General features: G+C 71.1%; 20 protein-coding genes, 2 tRNA genes and 1 pseudogene. 12 read left to right on the forward strand and 11 right to left on the reverse strand.

Going from position 1 to position 18,478, the window contains the following annotated elements; translation table 11 throughout:
* Positions 1 to 39 precede the first annotated feature (39 nt).
* On the forward strand, positions 40 to 1,059 hold the full coding sequence (locus tag ACFPFQ_RS47505) for a TerC family protein (RefSeq protein WP_379629915.1): 1,020 nt from the start codon (positions 40 to 42) through the stop codon (positions 1,057 to 1,059).
* On the opposite strand, the gene ACFPFQ_RS47510 is transcribed toward ACFPFQ_RS47505, so the two are convergent.
* Positions 1,056 to 1,382 (reverse strand): putative quinol monooxygenase, encoded by a 327-nt coding sequence (locus ACFPFQ_RS47510; protein WP_379629916.1) that lies wholly within the window; start codon positions 1,380 to 1,382, stop codon positions 1,056 to 1,058. The two genes, ACFPFQ_RS47505 and ACFPFQ_RS47510, sit on opposite strands and share 4 nt — an antisense overlap.
* 28 nt (positions 1,383 to 1,410) lie before the next feature.
* Positions 1,411 to 2,577, reverse strand: coding sequence for a hypothetical protein (locus tag ACFPFQ_RS47515; RefSeq protein ID WP_379629917.1), 1,167 nt, complete (start codon positions 2,575 to 2,577; stop codon positions 1,411 to 1,413).
* A gap of 127 nt (positions 2,578 to 2,704) precedes the next feature.
* On the opposite strand from ACFPFQ_RS47515, the gene ACFPFQ_RS47520 reads away from it, so the two are divergent.
* Complete coding sequence (locus ACFPFQ_RS47520; RefSeq protein WP_379629918.1) at positions 2,705 to 3,241, forward strand: DinB family protein; 537 nt, start codon at positions 2,705 to 2,707, stop codon at positions 3,239 to 3,241.
* Positions 3,242 to 3,257: 16 nt separating this feature from the next.
* On the opposite strand, the gene ACFPFQ_RS47525 is transcribed toward ACFPFQ_RS47520, so the two are convergent.
* Positions 3,258 to 4,910: a hypothetical protein gene (locus tag ACFPFQ_RS47525; protein WP_379629919.1), complete on the reverse strand. Its 1,653-nt coding sequence runs from the start codon at positions 4,908 to 4,910 to the stop codon at positions 3,258 to 3,260.
* 153 nt (positions 4,911 to 5,063) lie between these two features.
* Between ACFPFQ_RS47525 and ACFPFQ_RS47530 the strand changes: the two genes are divergently transcribed.
* Positions 5,064 to 5,354, forward strand: coding sequence for a LysR family transcriptional regulator (locus ACFPFQ_RS47530; RefSeq protein WP_379629920.1), 291 nt, complete (start codon positions 5,064 to 5,066; stop codon positions 5,352 to 5,354).
* A gap of 39 nt (positions 5,355 to 5,393) precedes the next feature.
* Here ACFPFQ_RS47530 and ACFPFQ_RS47535 read toward each other — a convergent pair whose 3' ends face one another.
* Positions 5,394 to 5,663, reverse strand: a complete 270-nt coding sequence (locus ACFPFQ_RS47535) for a hypothetical protein (RefSeq protein ID WP_379629921.1) — start codon at positions 5,661 to 5,663, stop codon at positions 5,394 to 5,396.
* A 291-nt stretch (positions 5,664 to 5,954) separates the two neighbouring features.
* On the opposite strand from ACFPFQ_RS47535, the gene ACFPFQ_RS47540 reads away from it, so the two are divergent.
* From ACFPFQ_RS47540 to ACFPFQ_RS47575, 8 genes are all read left to right on the forward strand, one after another.
* Positions 5,955 to 6,971, forward strand: a complete 1,017-nt coding sequence (locus ACFPFQ_RS47540; protein ID WP_379629980.1) for a LacI family DNA-binding transcriptional regulator — start codon at positions 5,955 to 5,957, stop codon at positions 6,969 to 6,971.
* 55 nt (positions 6,972 to 7,026) lie between these two features.
* Positions 7,027 to 7,800, forward strand: a complete 774-nt coding sequence (locus tag ACFPFQ_RS47545; protein ID WP_379629922.1) for a cyclase family protein — start codon at positions 7,027 to 7,029, stop codon at positions 7,798 to 7,800.
* A complete protein-coding gene (locus ACFPFQ_RS47550; protein WP_379629923.1) occupies positions 7,800 to 8,603 on the forward strand; it encodes an enoyl-CoA hydratase/isomerase family protein in 804 nt (267 codons plus the stop codon). Before ACFPFQ_RS47545 ends, ACFPFQ_RS47550 begins: the two co-directional genes overlap by 1 nt.
* Before the next feature lie 4 nt (positions 8,604 to 8,607).
* Positions 8,608 to 10,809, forward strand: coding sequence for a xanthine dehydrogenase family protein molybdopterin-binding subunit (locus tag ACFPFQ_RS47555; protein WP_379629924.1), 2,202 nt, complete (start codon positions 8,608 to 8,610; stop codon positions 10,807 to 10,809).
* The gene (locus ACFPFQ_RS47560) at positions 10,806 to 11,594 is read left to right on the forward strand and encodes an FAD binding domain-containing protein (RefSeq protein WP_379629925.1); all 789 of its coding nucleotides are present in this window, start codon (positions 10,806 to 10,808) and stop codon (positions 11,592 to 11,594) included. Before ACFPFQ_RS47555 ends, ACFPFQ_RS47560 begins: the two co-directional genes overlap by 4 nt.
* Positions 11,591 to 12,040 carry a (2Fe-2S)-binding protein gene (locus ACFPFQ_RS47565; RefSeq protein WP_379629926.1) on the forward strand — a complete coding sequence of 150 codons (450 nt, stop codon included), beginning with the start codon at positions 11,591 to 11,593 and terminating at the stop codon, positions 12,038 to 12,040. The genes ACFPFQ_RS47560 and ACFPFQ_RS47565 overlap by 4 nt, the downstream gene beginning before the upstream one ends.
* A gap of 70 nt (positions 12,041 to 12,110) precedes the next feature.
* Positions 12,111 to 13,430 (forward strand): MFS transporter, encoded by a 1,320-nt coding sequence (locus ACFPFQ_RS47570; RefSeq protein ID WP_379629927.1) that lies wholly within the window; start codon positions 12,111 to 12,113, stop codon positions 13,428 to 13,430.
* Positions 13,431 to 13,593: 163 nt separating this feature from the next.
* The gene (locus tag ACFPFQ_RS47575; protein ID WP_379629928.1) at positions 13,594 to 13,740 is read left to right on the forward strand and encodes a hypothetical protein; all 147 of its coding nucleotides are present in this window, start codon (positions 13,594 to 13,596) and stop codon (positions 13,738 to 13,740) included.
* Here the strand turns inward: ACFPFQ_RS47575 and ACFPFQ_RS47580 are convergent.
* The 3 genes from ACFPFQ_RS47580 to ACFPFQ_RS47590 all read right to left on the reverse strand — a co-directional run bounded on the left by ACFPFQ_RS47580 (position 13,729) and on the right by ACFPFQ_RS47590 (position 16,014).
* Positions 13,729 to 14,571 (reverse strand): helix-turn-helix domain-containing protein, encoded by an 843-nt coding sequence (locus ACFPFQ_RS47580; RefSeq protein ID WP_379629929.1) that lies wholly within the window; start codon positions 14,569 to 14,571, stop codon positions 13,729 to 13,731. The genes ACFPFQ_RS47575 and ACFPFQ_RS47580 overlap by 12 nt on opposite strands.
* Positions 14,572 to 14,637: 66 nt before the next feature.
* Positions 14,638 to 14,952 carry a VOC family protein gene (locus ACFPFQ_RS47585; RefSeq protein WP_379629930.1) on the reverse strand — a complete coding sequence of 105 codons (315 nt, stop codon included), beginning with the start codon at positions 14,950 to 14,952 and terminating at the stop codon, positions 14,638 to 14,640.
* A 225-nt stretch (positions 14,953 to 15,177) separates the two neighbouring features.
* Complete coding sequence (locus ACFPFQ_RS47590; protein ID WP_379629931.1) at positions 15,178 to 16,014, reverse strand: oxidoreductase; 837 nt, start codon at positions 16,012 to 16,014, stop codon at positions 15,178 to 15,180.
* A 380-nt stretch (positions 16,015 to 16,394) separates the two neighbouring features.
* On the opposite strand from ACFPFQ_RS47590, the pseudogene ACFPFQ_RS47595 reads away from it, so the two are divergent.
* Positions 16,395 to 16,676 (forward strand): annotated as a pseudogene (locus ACFPFQ_RS47595) (transposase); the annotation flags it as partial.
* Positions 16,677 to 16,715: 39 nt separating this feature from the next.
* Here the strand turns inward: ACFPFQ_RS47595 and ACFPFQ_RS47600 are convergent.
* The 4 genes from ACFPFQ_RS47600 to orn form a co-directional block, all read right to left on the reverse strand.
* A complete protein-coding gene (locus ACFPFQ_RS47600; RefSeq protein ID WP_379629932.1) occupies positions 16,716 to 17,447 on the reverse strand; it encodes a hypothetical protein in 732 nt (243 codons plus the stop codon).
* A gap of 95 nt (positions 17,448 to 17,542) precedes the next feature.
* A tRNA-Lys gene (locus ACFPFQ_RS47605) sits at positions 17,543 to 17,618 on the reverse strand.
* Positions 17,619 to 17,701: 83 nt separating this feature from the next.
* Positions 17,702 to 17,777 (reverse strand) — tRNA-His (locus tag ACFPFQ_RS47610).
* A gap of 71 nt (positions 17,778 to 17,848) precedes the next feature.
* Positions 17,849 to 18,451, reverse strand: a complete 603-nt coding sequence (orn, locus tag ACFPFQ_RS47615) for an oligoribonuclease (RefSeq protein ID WP_379629933.1) — start codon at positions 18,449 to 18,451, stop codon at positions 17,849 to 17,851.
* Positions 18,452 to 18,478 lie beyond the last annotated feature (27 nt).

The raw sequence follows: 18,478 nt of genomic DNA on the forward strand, positions 1-18,478 counted from the left end.
TGGTAAAGCGTTGGTAATGTTCAACGTGCGGAGGATGTCGTGCTGGAGATCACCGGTCTGACGTGGGCGGTGACGATCGCGCTCGTGATCGGCCTGCTCGCCCTGGACCTCGTCCTTGCGGCCGCGAGGCCGCACAAGGTCGGGTTCCGCGAGGCGACGGCGTGGTCGGTGTTCTACGTCGGCATCGCCATCGCGTTCGGCGTCTGGTTCGCGATCGCCTACGGCAGCGACGCCGGCACGCAGTACTTCGCCGGCTACATCGTCGAGAAGAGCCTCTCGGTCGACAACCTGTTCGTCTTCGTGATCATCATGACCACGTTCGCGGTGCCCGAGAAACACCAGCACAAGGTGCTGACCTGGGGCATCGTGCTGGCGCTGATCCTGCGGGCCGTCTTCATCGCGCTCGGTGCCACGCTGCTGTCGCTGTTCACGTTCGTGTTCCTGCTCTTCGGCCTGCTGCTGATCTACACGGCCGTCCAGCTGTTCCGCCACCGCGAGTCCGACCCGGACGTCGAGGACAACATCGTGGTGCGCACCGCGCGCCGCGTGCTGCCGGTCACCGACGAGTACGTCGAGGGCAGGATCGTCACCAAGGTCGACGGCAAGCGGATGCTGACGCCGCTGTTCATCGTGCTGCTCGCGATCGGCAGCATCGACCTGCTGTTCGCGCTCGACTCGATCCCCGCCGTCTTCGGCGTCACCGACGAGGCGTACATCGTGTTCGCGGCCAACGCGTTCGCGCTGCTCGGCCTGCGGGCGCTGTTCTTCCTGGTGCAGGGCCTGCTGGACCGGCTCGTGTACCTCTCGACCGGCCTGGCGATCATCCTCGCCTTCATCGGCGCGAAGCTGATCCTGCACTGGGCGCACGAGGACATCTCGACGGCGGTGCCGGAGATCTCGACGCCGGTGAGCCTCGCGGTGATCGTGGGCGTGCTGGTGATCACCACCGTGGCCAGCCTGATCAAGACCAAGGGCGACCCGACGGCCAAGGCGCACGCCGGCTCGATCACCGGTGTCAAGGACGCCGTGGTCAAGAGCGGGGAGCAGTCCGAGAGCTAGCTCTGCGCCAGGCCGGTGCCGCCGAGCGGGGTGAGGTCCACCAGCTCCGGCGGCCCGGCCAGCAGCTCCACCACCGTGGCGAAGCCGACCTCGCCCATCTCACCCGACAGTGCCCGGTCGGACGCCGCCTCGTCGGCCCACACCTCGGTGACCCACACGACGTCGTCCTCGTCGGCGGAGGCGTTGATCACGTACAGCTCGCAGCCCGGCGCATCACGCAGGGCGTGGGCCACCTTCAGCAGCGCCTCGGCGAGCTCGGCGCCCTGCCCCGGCTGCGCCTCCATCCGGACGTACCGGCCGATGCGGCCACTGCGAGCGGTCATGCACCGACCGTATCCGGCGGGCTCCGGGTCAGATCCCGTAGGGCCAGATGGTGAGCGCGTAGCCACCGAACCACGCCGACGCCACGGCGGCCGCGGCGACCACCGCGACCGCGGTGCCGGTGCTGCGCCTGCCCAGCGCGATGGCGGGCGGGAGCAGCAGCGTGAACGCCGGCACCAGCAGCCGCAGCTTGGAGCTCATCACGCCGTCGGTGCCCCAGACCGTGACGAGCACGAGCGCGCCGTACACGAGCAGGGGCCACGGCACGCGCATCTTCACGCCGATCACGAGCAGCGCGGCGGTGCCGAGGATCGCGACGAGCGTCAGCACGTCGAAGATCTTGTCGCCGCCGAACAGGACCTCGACGGCGTAACGAGCCGTGGCGCCGCCGCCGTCGAGGGAGGACGCCCACCCCGCCTGCTGGATGGCGAACCAGCCCGTCGGCGAGCCGGTCTGCAGGGCGACGTAGCCGAGGTAGCCGAGGATGCCGGTGGTGCTCAGGACGGCTCCGGCCCACGGCCGCCACCCGGCGCCGCCGCCGAGTACCGCCACCAGCGCGGCCAGCGCGACCGCGGCCACCAGCGAGCTCGCGGTCGGCCGCACCAGCCCGGCCCCGGCGGCGCAGAGCCCGGCGAGCAGCCACTGCCGGCGAAGCACGCCGACCAGCGCCCACGCGGCGAAGGCGCAGAACATCGCCTCGGTGTAGGTCATCGAGAGCACCACGGCCATCGGCGTGGCCGCGAACAGCCCGACCAGCACCAGCCCCGCCTGCCGTGACCCACCCGGCACGAGCTCACCCAGCCGCGCCAGCGCGTAGGCGGCGGCGATGCCCGACACGAGCGACACCACCAGGCCGGCGATGACGAGGTCGCCGCCGGTCACCGTGCCGACGGCCGCGACGGCCGCCGGGTATCCGGGGAAGAAGCACAACGCCGTGGTGGGCGTGTGGTGGCCGAACAGGTCGAGCATGTCGTCGGGGACGTCGTAGCCGTGCTCGGCGATCGCCCGCAGCCACGCGCCGTCCCAGGTGGAGAGGCGGGTGAGCACGTCGGTGCCGTCGCGTGCGGCCATGATCGCCAGCATCACCAGCCCGACCAGCCGCACCCCCAGGTAGACGGCGGCGGGAGCGGCCAGCTCGATCAGCCGTTCGGCCACCGGGCGGCGTGCGTCCAGGCGCAACGCTTCGGCTCCGGCCATCCGCTGATCCTCCCTGATCGCGGCGGCCGCCGTTCGTGAGGATCCTTGCCGGCGCGCGCCTGGGCTCGTCTCCCGTTCGCCCCGAAACCGACAAGACGGGCAGGGCGCGCGCCCGTACGGTCGCACGGTGACCACCTCGGAGATCATCCGTAGCAACCCGCCCTACGCGTCCGACGAGACCACGATGCTGCGGGCCTACCTCGACTACCACCGGGTCACGATGCGGCTCAAGGCCGCCGACCTCACCCGGGAACAGCTGGCCGTCACGCACCCGCCGTCGACCCTGACGCTGGCCGGCCTGGTCAAGCACATGGCCTACGTCGAGGACTGGTGGTTCGGGGTCAACGTCGCCGGGCTGAAGCCGTCGCCGCCGTTCGACGACGAGGCGATCTGGGAGAGCTCGCCCGACTGGGAGATGGTCTCCGCCGTCGACGACACGCCTGAGGAGCTCTTCGCGCTGTGGGAGCGGATGGTCGCCACGAGTGACACGCACGTCGAGGCCGCCGCCGACGGCCTCGACACCCTCACGGTGCGCAAGCACCCGGAGACCGGCGAGGGCCTCAGCCTGCGTTGGGTACTGCTGCACATGATCGAGGAGTACGCGCGGCACAACGGTCACGCCGACCTGATCCGGGAGGCCATCGACGGGAGTGTCGGCGACTGACCCGGGCGGCCGTCCGTCAGCCCGCCGCGCGCTCCCACGTCCGCAGGTAGGACTCCACCCCGGACGTCATGTCGGCAACGAACCGCGGCCCCTCGGCGCCGGCCGCGATCCGCAGCGACTCCAGCCAGTCCGGGGTGAGGCCCTCCTGCGCCATGCCGTCCTTGCCGAAGTCCCAGGTGCGCTGCCCCCACACCTGCCTGCTGACGGTGGCGGCGCCGTCGAACGAGCGGAACGGGTAGGTGATCGTGGGGTCCGCGCCGGGGCGCGGCAGGTCGAAGTGCAGACCGTTCATGTCGTTGGCGTAGCCGTAGCCGAACGGCGCGCCCGGATCGGCCGTCGCGCGGGTGGCGCGCCATTCGGGGAGGAACTCGTCGTGGTCGCGGGTGATCCCGGTGATCATCCCGCCGAGGCGCTGCAGCCGCTGGTTGTAGCCGGTGTCCATCCAGCTGTGCGAGGAGATCGCGCCCGCGTAGTGGTTGTCCTCGAGCACCTTCAGCGCGGCGTCCGCGGCCTTGGCGCTCATGTGGTCCAGCTCGACGAGCATGCCGCGCCGGATCATGCCCTTGATCATGTACTCGCCCAGGCCCGTCAGCCCGATCGGGTTGCAGTGCGGGCCTGCGGGGTAGATCGGCAGCGTCACCGGCTTGAGGATCGACGTGGCGTTGGCCAGCAGCGTCGTCAGCGCGGCCGGGTCGCTCACCGCGACCGTGTTGTCGTGGCGCGGCCCGGTGCACGTCTGTGCCTGCCAGAACTGGCCGGTGGTGAGGAAGTTGCCGATGTTGACCACCGCGCCGTTGACGCCCTCGTCGTAGCGCACACCGCACAGCGCGTTGTCGTACTTGTGGCAGACGAACATGCTGCGCACGCCGAGCCCGGTCATCTCGTCGAGGCCGCGGTCGATGTCGGCTTCGGTGCACTGGGGCGCCCCGAGCGTCCGGCTGCAGCCGAACGGCTCGCTCGTCTCGATGCCCAGCACCACGGCGAGCTTGCCGTCGGCGATCACCTGGCGGGCCTGCTCCGGGCTGGTGACGATGCGGAACCAGCCCTTGCCGGCCCCGCCGCTCTGCGCGTCCACGTAGGACTGGAGATCCTTGGCGGCCTGGATCTCCGTGCGGATCGCGGTCATCTCGTCGCACGGCGCCCGCTTGGTCGTGTACAGCAGGCACAGGCCGCGGTTGCTGACGGCGTCGATCACCTGCAGGCGCGTGCCGGCGCGCCAGGCCCGCTCCATGCCCTTGTAGTAGGTCTGGTTGTGGGTGGGGGAGTCGGCGCGCGGCCAGTCCTTGAACGTGGGCCAGCCGGTGGTGTCGTGCGGGGTCAGTGGCAGCTTGCCGCTGGAGAGCTGTTCGAACCAGGCCGGGATGCCCAGCGGCTTGTGCTCGGGGCAGTCGACCATCGCGGCGGTGATGCCGTCCGGGTCGAACGTCTTGCCGCAGAACGGGCCCTGCCCGAATCCGAGGTAGGAGAACGGGTGGTCGTGCGCGTTGAGGATGCCCTGTACGGGCGCGCCGACCCGGTTGTCGGGGAACGCGAGCCCGTCGAGGTTGACCTGCCCGTCGACGGGCGCCGCCTGCGCCGTCACCGCGGGGGCCGCGGTGATCGCGGCGACGGCGGCCAGCGCGACGGCGAGCACGCCCAGCAGGCGGCGCGGGGTTCGGGTACGACGCATGGGGCCGCCTCTCGGGAGCTGCCGGTCACACCGGCTGCACGGCGTGACCGGGCGCCTGCGCTGGGGAGCGTGGTGTGGCGGCGATGGTATGGGCGATTCGAGCCCGATGGGAAACACCCGTTCCGGCGCCGGTCCACAACGCCCGGGTTGTGGATGGGGGCCCCGATCTACATGCTTGCGGTTGTCGACATCCACACCCGCAAGCTGCGCTACTTCGTGATGCTGGCGGAGGAGCTGCACTTCAGCCGGGCGGCCGTGCGGCTCAACATGGCCCAGCAGGCGCTGAGCAAGCAGATCAGGGAGATCGAGGGGCTGCTCGGGGCCGAGCTGTTCCGTCGTACGTCCCGGCGGGTCGAGCTGACGGCTGCCGGTGCGGCGTTCCTCGAGACGGCCCGCACGGTGCTGTCCGCGTTGGACGGTGGCGCCGAGACCGTTCCAGGCTAGCCGTGCGCATCGATGTCGTCGACGCCACTGAGGATCATCTCAGGCATGTGCGGTGAGCAGGTCGGCGCCCTCAGCGGCGTCGACGTCGGACTGTTCGGCGAACCCGGCGTCGTGCGCCAGATCCTGCCCGGTGAAGTCGACCCGATCGCGGGGCTGCACGGTGTAGCCGGACTCGCCGGCGTCGCCGGTGAGTTGCACCCAGATCCGGTCGGTCTCGCTGGTCCAGAACCCCTCGTCGGCGGGGACCGACTGCACCGGCGAGCCGAGCGGGCTTGAGCCCCAGTGCGTCGAGTGGACGGTCGCGGTCACCGGCGGCCACCAGCTCGTGTCACAGACGTCCACCACTCGGCCGACGCCGTCGGCAAGGAGATCATCCCGGTTGGCGCGAGGTCGTTGCGTCCGCCGGCGAAAAGAGCCGGAGAAGCGCCGATCAACGGCGACCAGAGCGACGAGCCGGGTGTTCCGCCAAAGGCTCCGATGAACATTCGTGCTGGTGGGAGCATGCTCATCGCGAGGACGACCGTGAGCGGTGTTCGGTCGCAGGGTCATGATCGGTCATGAGCGGGGACCGGAACGGCGGGAGGTGGCATGGCGGACGAGATGCGACGCCGGCCGACGTTGGCAGATGTCGCAACCATGGCCGGGGTGGACACGAGTCTGGTGTCTCGGGTACTGCGCAACGATCCGCGCGGCTTCGCCTCCGCGGAGACCCGCGAGCGGATCCGTACCGCCGCGCAGGAGATCGGCTACCGCGCGAACGCTGCCGCGCGCGGTCTGCGCAGCGCGCGGACGATGACGTTGGGTTTGCTGCTTCCGGGCTTCTCCAGCCCGGTGTACTCGTCGATCGCACACGGGGTGGAGGAGCGGGCGGGCCGGCACGGCTACGGGCTGGTGCTCGGCACCCACGCGGCCGGCGACCCGCACGAGACGATCACAGACATGCTCATGCGCGGCCGGGTGGACGGGCTGCTGGTCTCATCGGGCCGGATCGAGGACCGTGCGCTGCGGCGGCTCGTCGATCAGGTGCCGCAGTCGGTCGTGCTGGTGAACCGGCAGGTCCGCGGGGTGGCGGCCAGCGTCGTGCTGCGGGACGCCGACGCCTCGGCGGAGGCCGTGGCGCACCTGGCCGAGCTCGGCCACCGCCGGATCTGCGGGATCTTCGGGCCGAGCAGTTTGGACACCATGGTACGGCGCCGCCGGGGGTTCTTCGCCGAGGCCGAGCGGCGCGGGGTCCGGGCGTGCGCGGTGGAGATGGCCGAGCGGGGCCAGAGGGCCGGGTTCGACGGCGTCCGGCGGGCGCTGGACCGCGACCCGCGGCCCACCGCGGTGGTCGCCGGGACGTTCCCCATGGCCGTCGGCGCACTCGCCGGGCTGTACGACGCCGGGATCGCCGTCCCGCGGGAGATGTCGGTCGTCGCCCTGCACAACGACGAGTTGGCCGACTACCTCGTCCCCCGGCTCACGGCGGTCGCGATGCCGACCGAGCGGCTGGGGGCGGAGGCCGTCGAGCTGGCCCTCGCGCTGGTCAACGGTGGTGAGCCGCGCCGGGTGGTGGTGCCGGACCCGCCTCGTCTGGTCCGCCGGGAGTCCACCGCGGCCTTGATATCAAACGATTGACTCAACTCGGGTGCCGCTCGTAGCTTCCGGGCGTCACCGACAAGGAGAGTCACCGATGACCCGCATCATCGACATCTCGATGACGCTCGAGAACGGGGTCCCGTCGGACCCGCCGGGCTACGAGTTCGAGATCGAGTACAAGAGCCACCAGGACACGCTGCCCATGCTGCAGCGGCGCTACGAGGGCCTGCAGCCCGAGGAGCTGCCGAACGCCGAGGCGTTCGCGCTGGAGACCGTGCACCTGTCCACCCACAACGGGACCCACGTCGACGCGCCGTGGCACTACTCGTCGCAGATGGAGGACGGCAGCCGGCCGCGCACCATCGACGAGATGCCGCTGGACTGGTTCCAGCGCCCCGCGGTCAAGCTCGACTTCCGGCACCTCGAGGACGGCTGCATCGTCACGGCCGCCGACCTCGAGGCGGAGCTCAAGCGCATCGACTACGAGCTGCAGCCCCGCGACATCGTCCTGGCCAACACCTCAGCCGGCGCGCGCTTCGGCACGGAGGAGTACGCGCAGAGCGGGTGCGGTTTCGGCCGCGAGGCCACGCTCTGGCTGTGCGACAGGGGGGTCCGCGTCGTCGGCACGGACGCCTGGAGCTGGGACGCCCCCTTCTCCTACGTGGTGGAGCGCTACGCCCGTGACAAGGACGCCTCGATCATCTGGGAGGGGCACAAGGCCGGCCGCCACACCGAGTACTGCCAGATCGAGAAGCTCCGCCACCTCGACCAGCTGCCCGACCACGGCTTCACCGTGTCCTGCTTCCCGGTGAAGATCCACGCGGCGTCGGCGGCCTGGACCCGCGCCGTCGCCATCCTGGAGGACTGATGACGACCGACCACGCCCGCGCGATGTCGCACCTGGACCGGAAGCCGACGTCCTTCGACTCCTACAAGGACCACTACAAGACGATCCGCATGGAGCGGACGGACGGGATCCTCGAGGTCGCGTTCCACAGCGACGGCGGCCCGCTGCAGTGGAGCCTGCTGGCGCACAACGAGTTAGAGGACGCCTTCCTCGAAATCGGCCGGGACCGCGAGAACGACGTCGTGATCCTGACCGGCACCGGGGAGGCCTTCAGCGGTCCCGCCATCGAGCCCGGCCAGCACCCCAACCGCCGCACCATGACCCCCGAGAGCTACGACCCGATCCAGTGGGAGGGCAAGCACCTGCTGCCGAACCTGCTGGCCATCGAGGCCCCGGTGATCGCGGCCATCAACGGGCCCGCCGTGCGGCACGCCGAGATCCCGCTGGTCAGCGACATCGTGCTGGCCACCGACGACACCTACTTCCAGGACACCGCGCACTTCCCCGGCGGGATGGTCCCGGGGGACGGCATGCACATCCTGATGCCCCTGCTGATGGGTCCGACGCGCGGCAAGTACTTCCTCTACACCGGGCAGCAGGTCGGCGCCGCGGAGGCGAAGGAGATCGGACTGGTCAACGAGGTGTTGCCGCGGGAGGACCTGCTCCCGCGGGCCCGCGAGCTCGCCCGGCTCCTCCTGCAGCAGCCCCGGCTGGTCCGCCGCTACACCCGGACCGTGCTGACCGAGGACCTGCGCCAGCGCCTGCACGGCCTGCTCGGCTACGGCCTCGCCCTGGAGGGTATGGCCCGGATGAAGAGCGGCTGACCCGGTGAGTGCGACGAGCGCCCGATGGCCCAAGCGGGACGCGTTCGCGTTCGCGGGTGGCTCGGCGCTCTTCGTCGACGACATCCGGCCGGACGGCCTGGTGCACATGGCCGTCGTGCGCAGCACCCGGGCGCACGCGCGGCTGCGGCGGATCGACACCGCCCCGGCCAAGGCGGTGCCCGGTGTGGTCCGGGTGCTGGAGGGTCGTGAGGCCTCCCTGCGCCTGCGCCCGCTGCCCTACCAGTTCGGCGATCCCGAGCTGATCGGCGGCCGGCGCGCGGTGCTGCAGGCCCTCCCCGTCGACGAGGTGCGTTACGTGGGGGAGCCGGTCGCAGTCGTCGCGGCCGAGAGCCGGCGGGCCGCCCGGGCGGGAGCCGCGGCGGTCGTCGTGGAGTACGAGGACCTCCCCGTGCTGCTCGACGCGCGCGCCTTCCTCGCCGATCCGGACCCGCGGCACATCATCGCCGAGAACGAGGCGGTGGCGGGGGATGCGGACCAGGTGCTGCGCGCGGCCCAGCACGTGGTCCGCACCGAGTTCTCGCTGGGCCGCAGCAGCACCGCCCCGGTCGAGCCGCGGGGCTACGTTGCGGACTGGAACGGGACGAGGCTGACCGTGCACGCCGCCCACCAGCAGCCCTTCCAGCTCCGCGCCGAGCTGGCCGAGGTGCTCGACCTGCCGACCGACGCGATCCGCGTGGTGGTGCCGAACGTCGGCGGGGCCTTCGGACTCAAGATGACCGGGCCCGTCGAGGAGCCGCTGGTCTGCCTGCTCGCCATCCTGTGCGGGCGGCCGGTGAAGTGGATCGAGGCCCGGTCCGAGTGCTTCCTCGGCGGGGGCCGCGAGCAGCTCCACGAGGTCGAGGTCGCCCACACCGCGGACGGACGTCTTCTCGCATTGCGGGACCGGATCGTGATCCCGGTCGGCGCCGAGGCCGTCCAGCCCGGCTGGCGGCAGGCGTTCGTGAGCGTGGCGGCGTTCCCCACCGCGTACCGCGTCCCCCATCTCGACGTCCGGTCCCGGGTCGTCGCGACCAACGTGGCGCCCTGGCACTCCTGCCGAGGGTTCGGGAAGGAGGCTCCCGTGTTCGTCATGGAACGGATCATGGACATGGTTGCCCGCCGGACCGGGCTCGCCCCTGCTGAGGTGCGCCGGCGCAACCTGCTGCGGCCCGAGGACATCCCGCACCGCATGGCATCCGGCTACCGGGTCGACAGCGGGGACCTCCCGGCCGTGCTCGAGCAGGTGCTCGCGCTGGACGGCGGGCCGGGGGCCGACGGTGTCGGGATCGCCATCGAGGTGACCCCGGAGGGCGGCGGGCACGCGGCCGGGCGGCTGGGACCCGGGGTCACGCCGACCCTGGCGGCACCCGAGGCCGCGGCCGTCCTGCTCCGGGCGGACGGGTCGGTCGAGGTGCGGACGGGCGTCACCAACCCGGGGGGCGGCAACGACACCGCGCTCGCCCGGCTCGCCGCCGAGGAACTGGGCATCACCCCCGATCAGGTCCACGTGGTGCAGGGCGACACAGATCGCTGCCCCCCGGGGACCGGCAACGCCAGCAGCCGCGGCGTCGCGGTCGGCGGTGCCGCCGTGGTCCTCGCGGCCCGCGCCCTGGCCGCCACGCTTCGCTCGCTCGGCGTCGACACGATCGACGAGGGGAGCGTGGCCCGGCACGGGCCGTTGGAGCACGTTCGCGAGTACCGCCCGGACCCACCGGCGGATACGGAGTACCGCTACAGCTACCCGTACTTCTCCTCCGGCGCGTACGTGGCGCGGGTCGACCTGGACCGGGCGACCGGCCAGGTCCGGCTGCGCTCGCTGACGGCGGTGCACGACTGCGGCCGGGTCATCGAGCCGGTGCTGGTCGAGGGGCAGTTGCAGGGCGCGATGGCGATGGGGGCCGGGCTGGCGCTGTCCGAGGAGAGCCGCTTCGACGAGCGGGGCGTGCCGCAGGCCTCCTCGTTCAAGGAGTACCTCGCTCCCCGCGCGAACGACCTGCCGGACTTCGTGATCGGGCACCGCGAGACACCCGCGCCGTACACCCTGCTCGGCGCCAAGGGTGCGGGGGAGGCGGGAGTCGGCGGGGCGCTGGCGGCGATCGCCAACGCCGTCGACGACGCCCTGTCGCGCTCGGGCGGCCGGGAGGTCACCTCGGTACCGCTAGATCCGCCGGCGGTGCTGGCATTGCTGCCGGAGGAGGCGCCGTGAGCACCACTTTCGCCCGCAGCGTCGACGAGGTGGTCGCGGCGTTGGCCACGAGTCCGAAGCCTCTGGTCGTGGGCGGGGGAACCCTCTGCATCCCTGCGCTGGTCCGAGGCGAGATCGTGCCGACGGACATCGTCGACCTCGGCCGTGCCGGCCTCGACACGATCGTCGACGGACCGGCGATCGAGCTCGGTGCGCTGGTGAGCTACCAGCAGCTGATCACCTCGCCCGTGGTGCGACGGGGGCTCCCGCTGCTCCACCGCCTCGCATCCGGGATCACCGGTGGGCTCCAGATCCGGCACCAGGGCACGCTCGTCGGGGCGCTCTGTGCGGCCCGGCCGCAGTCCGACGTTCCCGCCGCCGTGGTCGCGCTACAGGCCGAGGTGCTCGTCCGGTCGGCGTGGGGAGCGCGGACGGTGCCGGTGGAGCGGTTCCTGGTCGGCCCCATGACGCCCCATCTCGCCCCCCAGGAGTTCGTCGTCGGTGTACGGATCCCGAAGTCTCCCGAAAGGACCGGGTACGTGAAGCACAAGTTCGCCGAGTCCTCCTGGCCCGTGGTGACCGCTGCCGCCGTCCCCGGGCGGGTCGTGCTCGGAGGAGTGGCCGGCACCCCGCAGGTCGTTCCGCTCCCTGCGGGGGTCACGGTGCGGACCGCCGTGGCCGACCACCTCGCTTCGCTGCCCCCCGGGGAGCGCTGGACGGACCTGCGGGCGCCTTGGGAGTACCGCAGACGCGTCGCGCCGGAGATCGCGGTACGCGCCGTCGAGCAGGCCGAGGAGGCCCGATGAGACTGCGGGTGGACGGCGTGGCCGTGCAGGTCGACGCCGATCCCGAGGACACCCTGGTCGACGTCCTGCGCGAGGACCTGGGCAGCACCGCGGTGCGCGCCGGGTGCCGCAACGGGGACTGCGGGACCTGCACCGCGATGGTCGACGGTCGGTGCGTCAAGACCTGCCTGGTACTGGCGGGCCGCGCCGACGGCGCCCGCGTCGACACCCTCGCCGGGTTGGGGACCGAGGCGGAGCCCCATCCCGTGCAGGAGGCGTTCATGGCCGAGTACGCCTTCCAATGCGGATTCTGCCTGCCCGGCATGATCCTGTCCGCCGTCGCGCTGCTCGAGCACACGCCGTCGCCCACGGATGCGGAGATCCGCGACGCACTGAGCGGCAACCTGTGCCGCTGCACCGGCTACGTCAATGCGGTCCGCGCCGTTCGGCGCGCCACGGGCCTCTAACCAGCAAGGACGCGCTCCACCACCGCGGCACCCGCCGCGGTGGCAGACCGACATGCCCAACGGAGGGCCCATGTCCGCGCCAAGCCGATCCAACCCGACCAGGACAGCACCCCCACGCACCTTCCGCACCCTGCTCGGGGCGGGGGTCGGCAACATGCTCGAGTGGTACGACTGGAGCGTCTACGCGATCTTCGCGACGTTCTTCGCCAAGCAGTTCTTCGTCGACGACGGGGCGACCGGCGCGCTGCTGTCCACCCTGGCGGTGTTCGCGGTCGGCTTCATCATGCGGCCGATCGGTGGGTTCGTGTTCGGTTGGCTCGCCGACCGCCGCGGCCGGCGGTTCTCGATGACCAGCTCGATGATCCTCATGGCGGCCGGCAGCCTGCTGATCGGCGTCGCGCCGACACACGCCCAGATCGGGACGTGGGCGGCGGTGGTCCTCGTGGTCGCCCGGCTGGCCCAGGGGTTGGCCCACGGCGGGGAGATCGCGGCGTCGTACACCTACATCGCCGAGGTCGCGCCACGCGCGCGCCGCGGGCTCTGGTCGACCAGCCTCTACGTCTCGGTGACGGCGGGCATCGTCCTGGCCTCCCTGATCGGGGCGGGTGCGAGCAGTGTGTTCGGCGCCGAGGCGCTGCAGAGCTGGGCGTGGCGGATCCCGTTCCTGCTCGGCGGGCTGCTCGGGGTCGTCGGGCTCTACCTGCGCCGCACCCTGCCGGAGACCGAGGCCTTCACCGAACAGGGCGACGGGGAGACCACCGGAAGCACCCCACCGGCTCCCCGCACCGCCCGCGACCCGCTCCGCGGACTCGCCCAGAACAAGCGCAGCGTCGCGCGGATCGCCGGGTTCAGCCTGGCCAGCACGGTCGTGGTCTACACCTGGGCCATCGGGTTGTCCTCTTTCGCCATCGGCTCCAAGGGCGTGCCCGCGACGGGCGCCCTGTGGGCCACGGTCGGGGCCAACCTCGTGTTCATGGCCACGCTCCCGCTGTGGGGCATGCTCTCCGACCGGTTCGGCCGAAAGCCGATCTTCCTCACCTACGGGGTGGCGTTCGTCGTGCTGTCCTATCCGCTGCTGGCCGCGTTGAACGACTCCGCGTGGCGCATGTTCGGAATCATGGTCATCGCGCTGTTCTTCCTCGGCGCGTTCGTCGGCATCATGCCGGCCTACTTCGCGGAGCTGTTCCCGACCTCGGTGCGCGCCTCCGGGATAGGGGTGCCCTACTCGTTCATCGTCGCCATCTTCGGCGGCACCGCCCCGTACGTTCTGACCTGGTTGAGCAGCCATGACCTGGTGTGGGTCTTCTCGCTCTACTCGGTCGTCCTCGCGTTGATCGGGGTGGTCACCACCCTCCTGAGTCCCGAGACCAAGGGCCGCACGCTGGAGTGACCGACCGAGGGGGTGAGCTGCACCCACCCACTTCGAGGAGCTCGCTCCTACCGTCGATCTCGACCAGATGGACCGACCAGATGGCTCCGAGTGGCCGCCACGGCAGCTGTGGCCGCGATACGGGGACCGAGCCCGGTCCCCGAGAATGGTGAGGAGCAGAGCGGTGTCGACGGCTGGGATGAGGGCCGTGCGGATCCACGGCTTCGGCGATGAGACGGTGCTCGTGGTGGTGACCGACGCCGATCCCCGCCGCCAGGGCGAGTTCGCGGTCTCGGACCCCCGCTCCCGTGCCGTCCGGTCAGCCGGCTGAATGCACGTCCGCGTTCGTGACCCGGTCGGCGGCCAGGCTCGTGAGCAGGGCCAGGCTGTCGGCCGCGGCGGAGTCCGGCTCCGCCGTGTAGACCGACAGGTGCTGGCCGGGCGCGCTGGCGATCGTGAGCTTCTCGAAGTGGAGCCGGATCTCGCCGACGTCGAGGTGGCGGAAGCGCTTGTCCTCCTGCGTTCGCGGGCCCACCTCGTAGCGGGCCCATAGCGAGGCGAACGCGGGGCTGCGCACGGTCAGGGCGCCGACGATCTGCTCCGTGCGCTCGTCCGGCACCGCGTCGGACGCGCGGAGGTTGCGCACAGCGACCCACGCGGCCTGCTCCCAGTCGGCGTAGAACTCCCGCGCGTACGGATCCAGGAACATCATCCGCAGGAGGTTGTCGAATCGCGCGAAGCCCCGGTAGAGGACCTCGGCGAGGGCGTTGGCGGCGAGGACGTCCTGGCCGGGCCCCACGACGAAGGCCGGCACACCGTGCATCTGGTCGAGGAGCTGGCGCAGCGGCGGGGCGACCGTCGTGGTGACGGGGGCGGTCGCGAGCCGGTCGGGCCCACCGATCCGGTACAGGTGCCGGGCGGCGTCCTCGTCGAGCCGGAGTGCGCGGGCCAGGGCCTCGAGCACCTGGCGCGACGGGTGCCGTTCCCGGCCCTGCTCGAGGCGGACGTAGTAGTCGGTGCTGACCCCGGCGAGCAGCGCGACCTCCTCGCGGCGCAGCCCCGGTACCCGCCGGGTGCCGTCCATCGGCAGCCCGACGGCCGCCGGGGACACCAGCGCCCGGCGGGCGCCGAGGAACTCACCTACCGCGTTGCCTCGGTCCATGCCTCGACGGTAGCCCGCCGACCCACGGCCAGGGAGGGTGTACGACACCCGGTCAGCGACACCCGGTCAGGGAGTCGGCGGGTAGCGGAGCACGTTGACGAACACGCCGTCGGGATCACGGATCATGGTCGACCGCAACCCGTCCGCGGACAGCTCCTCGTTCTTCCACTCGAAGTGGACTCCGCAGGACTCGAGGTAGGCCGTGGCGGCCTCCAGGTCGTCCGTCCGGAACACGATCGCCTTCGTTCCGCTCGTGCGCAGATGAGGCCCCGGCACGATCTCCGCATCGGGATGCACCCGAGATCCCGGCCGGCACAACAGCTCGATGCGGATCCCGTTCCGTTCGACGACCTGGAAGGCCGCCCGAGCGGCTCGATCCACGTCCGATAGCCCGGCGTGAAGCCGAACACCCGCGACCACCAGTCGACCGCCCGGTCGAGATCCGTCACGGACACCGCGGCGTTGTCGAACGTGATGGCCTGTGCCGGGTCGTAGACCGCCGACGTCGACTGCTCCACGTTCACGATCCTCCTCCACGTCGAGGGTGGCGAGATCACCTCGTCCGGTGGCCGCCCCGTGCTGGCCCAGGATCAACCGTCGGGCTGGTCAGGTATCTCCGAACGCGGTTCGCGCGGCGAGCGGCTCCCATTCGTCCATCGACTCCAGGAAGGCGGTGAACTTCGTCCGGGCGAGCGTGTAGGCCCGATCACCGAGGGGGAGATGCAGCGGCGGTTGCTCGGCGTCGAGCGCCCGGAGGATCACGTCGATCGCCTTCTGCGGGTCACCGGCCTGCTGCCCGTCATGGTCGGCGCGGTAGCGGCGGCGGAGCCCGGCGGTCCCGGCGTACTCCGGCATCTCGACCGCGGCCACCCGCATGGACCGGCCCAGGAACTCGGTGCGGAACGGGCCGGGTTCCACGATGGTCGTCGAGATCCCGAACGGCGCGACCTCCTGGGCGAGCGCCTCGGAGAGGCCCTCCACCGCGAACTTCGTGGCGTTGTAGTAGCCGTCGCCCGCGATGCCGGCGATCCCGGCGCCGGACGACATCATGACGATCCGCCCGCCGCCGCTCTTCCGCAGGGCGGGCAGCGCGGCCCGGGTCGTCTCGATCACGCCGAACACGTTGGTCTCGAACAGTGGCCGGTACTCCTCGGGTGTCCCCTCCTCGATCGCACCGAGCATGCCGTGACCGGCGTTGTTCACCAGCACGTCGAGGCCACCGAACTCCTGCTCGCAGAGGGCGACCGCCGCCGCGGCAGCACCCTCCTTCGTGACGTCGAGGGCCGTCGCCCGGCAGGTCTGCGGGTACCGGTCCACGAGGTCCGCCAGCGACCGTGGGTCCCGCGCCGTCGCCAGGACCTGATCACCGCGCTCCAGGACCGCCTCGGCGAGGACCCGTCCGAGCCCGCCCGAACATCCTGTGATGAGCCACCTGCGCGACATGTTGATTCCAGCCTCCCGGCTGTCCCGGTGGGCCCGGAAGGCCCACGCTTGCGGCGTCGCCGACGCTAGTGAGATCCCGCGGCCCCACCCAGGGCGTGCTGCACCCACCCGCCGGGCCGTCGGGTGGGTTCAGGGGGAGCGAGTCAGCCGCAGCAGTTCGCGCCGAGCTCCTCGATTTCCGCGAGGCCCTCCAGGTGCCCGTTACGGTCGAGGTGAAGACCAGCTCCTACAGCGCCGGGAACCGCGACGTGCACCTTGAGCTCGGTCTGCTCACGGGGGGAGTCCGAGCCGGGTATGTCGGTACGCAGACAGTCGGCACGCGACCACCGGCAGAATGGTGTGCATCTCCTGGATCTCCGGCGAGCTCCGGCGGTCGAACCCGCAACACCTTCCGCTACGCCTCCCGCCGCTGGGAGCAGACGGGCAAGGACCTGCGCCCGTTCTACCCCGCACCGACCGAGCAAGCCGCCCAGGCGCGGTTCGACGAGTTCACCTCGACCTGCGGCGGCAGTACCCGGCCACCGTGGCGTTGAGGCGCTCCGCGTAATAGGAGTTCGTGCCGTTCCTCGACTACGACGTCGAGATCCGAAAGGTCATCTGCAGCACCGACGCGATCGAGTCGATCAACGCCCCGCTACCGGCGGGCGGTCGAGGCGCGCGGCTCACCGCGTGGTCGTATTCGTGCTTGTTGAACAGCTCGCTCAGCGCCTCGCACGTCGGCAGCAGTGCCGCCACCGGGACGACCACATCCTCCAGCTGGGTCGTGGTGTCGACCGGACGCGCTCCAGCGACAGTGGCGGTCCAGCAGCGTCGCCAGGACAACCGAGATCTCCGTGCGGGAGAGCTCGGCCCGCAGACAGAGGTGGATGCCGTGGCCGAAGGAGAGGTGCCGGCGTGCGCGGGTTCGTGGCAATGGCCTGGTGGAGCACGGCCTGTTGGAGGATCCCGGAGACGATGCTGCGGACCGTGCGCCGGCTGTTGGCCGAGTAGCGCGGCTTCTCGCTCGTTGTCCCGTCCTCGTGGGTGACGGTGCGTCGAGCTCGTTGGAGGCGGGAGAAGAAGGCGTCGATGTTGGCGACGTCGCACTCGCCCAGGCGCAGCTCGCCGAGCTGGGGGAGGGCCAGCTTGGTGAGCCAGTGCGTGTAGATGTCGAGCGTCGAGTCCGCGCGCTTCTCGGCGATCTTCTTCAGCCACACGTCGGCCGCGTCGCGAAAGCGGGAGTTCATCCGCAGCGCCTCGACGCGCTCGCCGTGCCGGCGGCGGAGGTCGTCCTGCAGGGCACGCTGCGCGCCGGCCTTTGAGGTGCCCCACCGAGCCACACGGCGGGTGACACCGTCGAGGTCTCGGACCCGGCAGCGGGACACCCGGCGGCCGTCCTCGCGCTTCGTGGTGATCGTGCCGTGATGCCCGAGGGCCAGGGGAGGACGAGCCATGGCAGACACTCCAGGAGGTTTGCGTCGAGTAAACGACGAGTGGATCTCCTGAAATGACTAGCAGGCCAGAGCGACAAAGCTCTGACCTGCTAGTTTGGTGCGCCGTCAGGGACTCGAACCCCGAACCCGCTGGTTAAGAGCCAGCTGCTCTGCCAATTGAGCTAACGGCGCATCATGTCGTGCGCCCCATCGCCCGGCGCTTGCAAAACGCTATCAGGCGCTTCGCAAGGCCGTGCGGCGGGGGTGCCGCGACATGGGGTGAGTGACGGGACTTGAACCCGCGGCCCCCTGGACCACAACCAGGTGCTCTACCAGCTGAGCTACACCCACCATGTTCGCTCCCGGCGAGCCGGGAACGCGACTAGCTTAGCGTGGTCCTGCGGCCGGGGCGAAGGGGGTTGTCAGTGATCGCGCGCGAGCTCCGCGGCCACGGCTTGTGCCTGCTCGGTGGTGGGGCCGGGGGCGGGTGCGAACAGGGTGCGCCGGTAGTAGTCGAGCTCGCGGATCGACTCCTCGATGTCGGCGAGAGCGCGGTGCGCCATCCCCTTCTCCGGCTTCGCGTAGAAGACCCGCGGGTACCAGCGCCGGCACAGTTCCTTGATCGAGCTGACGTCGACCATGCGGTAGTGCAGGTGGCCGTCGAGTTCGGGCATGTCCCGGCCGAGGAAGCCGCGGTCGGTGGCGATGGAGTTGCCCGCGAGCGGGGCGGTGCGCGGCTCGGGCACGTGTTCGCGGATGTAGGCGAGTGCGAGCTGTTCGGCTTCGGCGAGGGTGACGGTGGAGGCGCGGACGGCCTCGGTCAGCCCGGAGTGGGCGTGCATCTCGCGCACGATGTCGGGCATCCCGGCCAGCGCGGACTCGTCGGCGTGGATCACGACGTCGACGCCGTCTCCCAGCACGTTGAGCTCACCGTCGGTGACCAGCACCGCGATCTCGATGAGGGCGTCTCGGACGAGATCCAGCCCGGTCATCTCACAGTCGATCCATACCAGACGATCGTTCACCCGGTCAGACTATGCCTGACCGGCGCT

Source organism: Pseudonocardia sp. GCM10023141, from assembly GCF_042653605.1.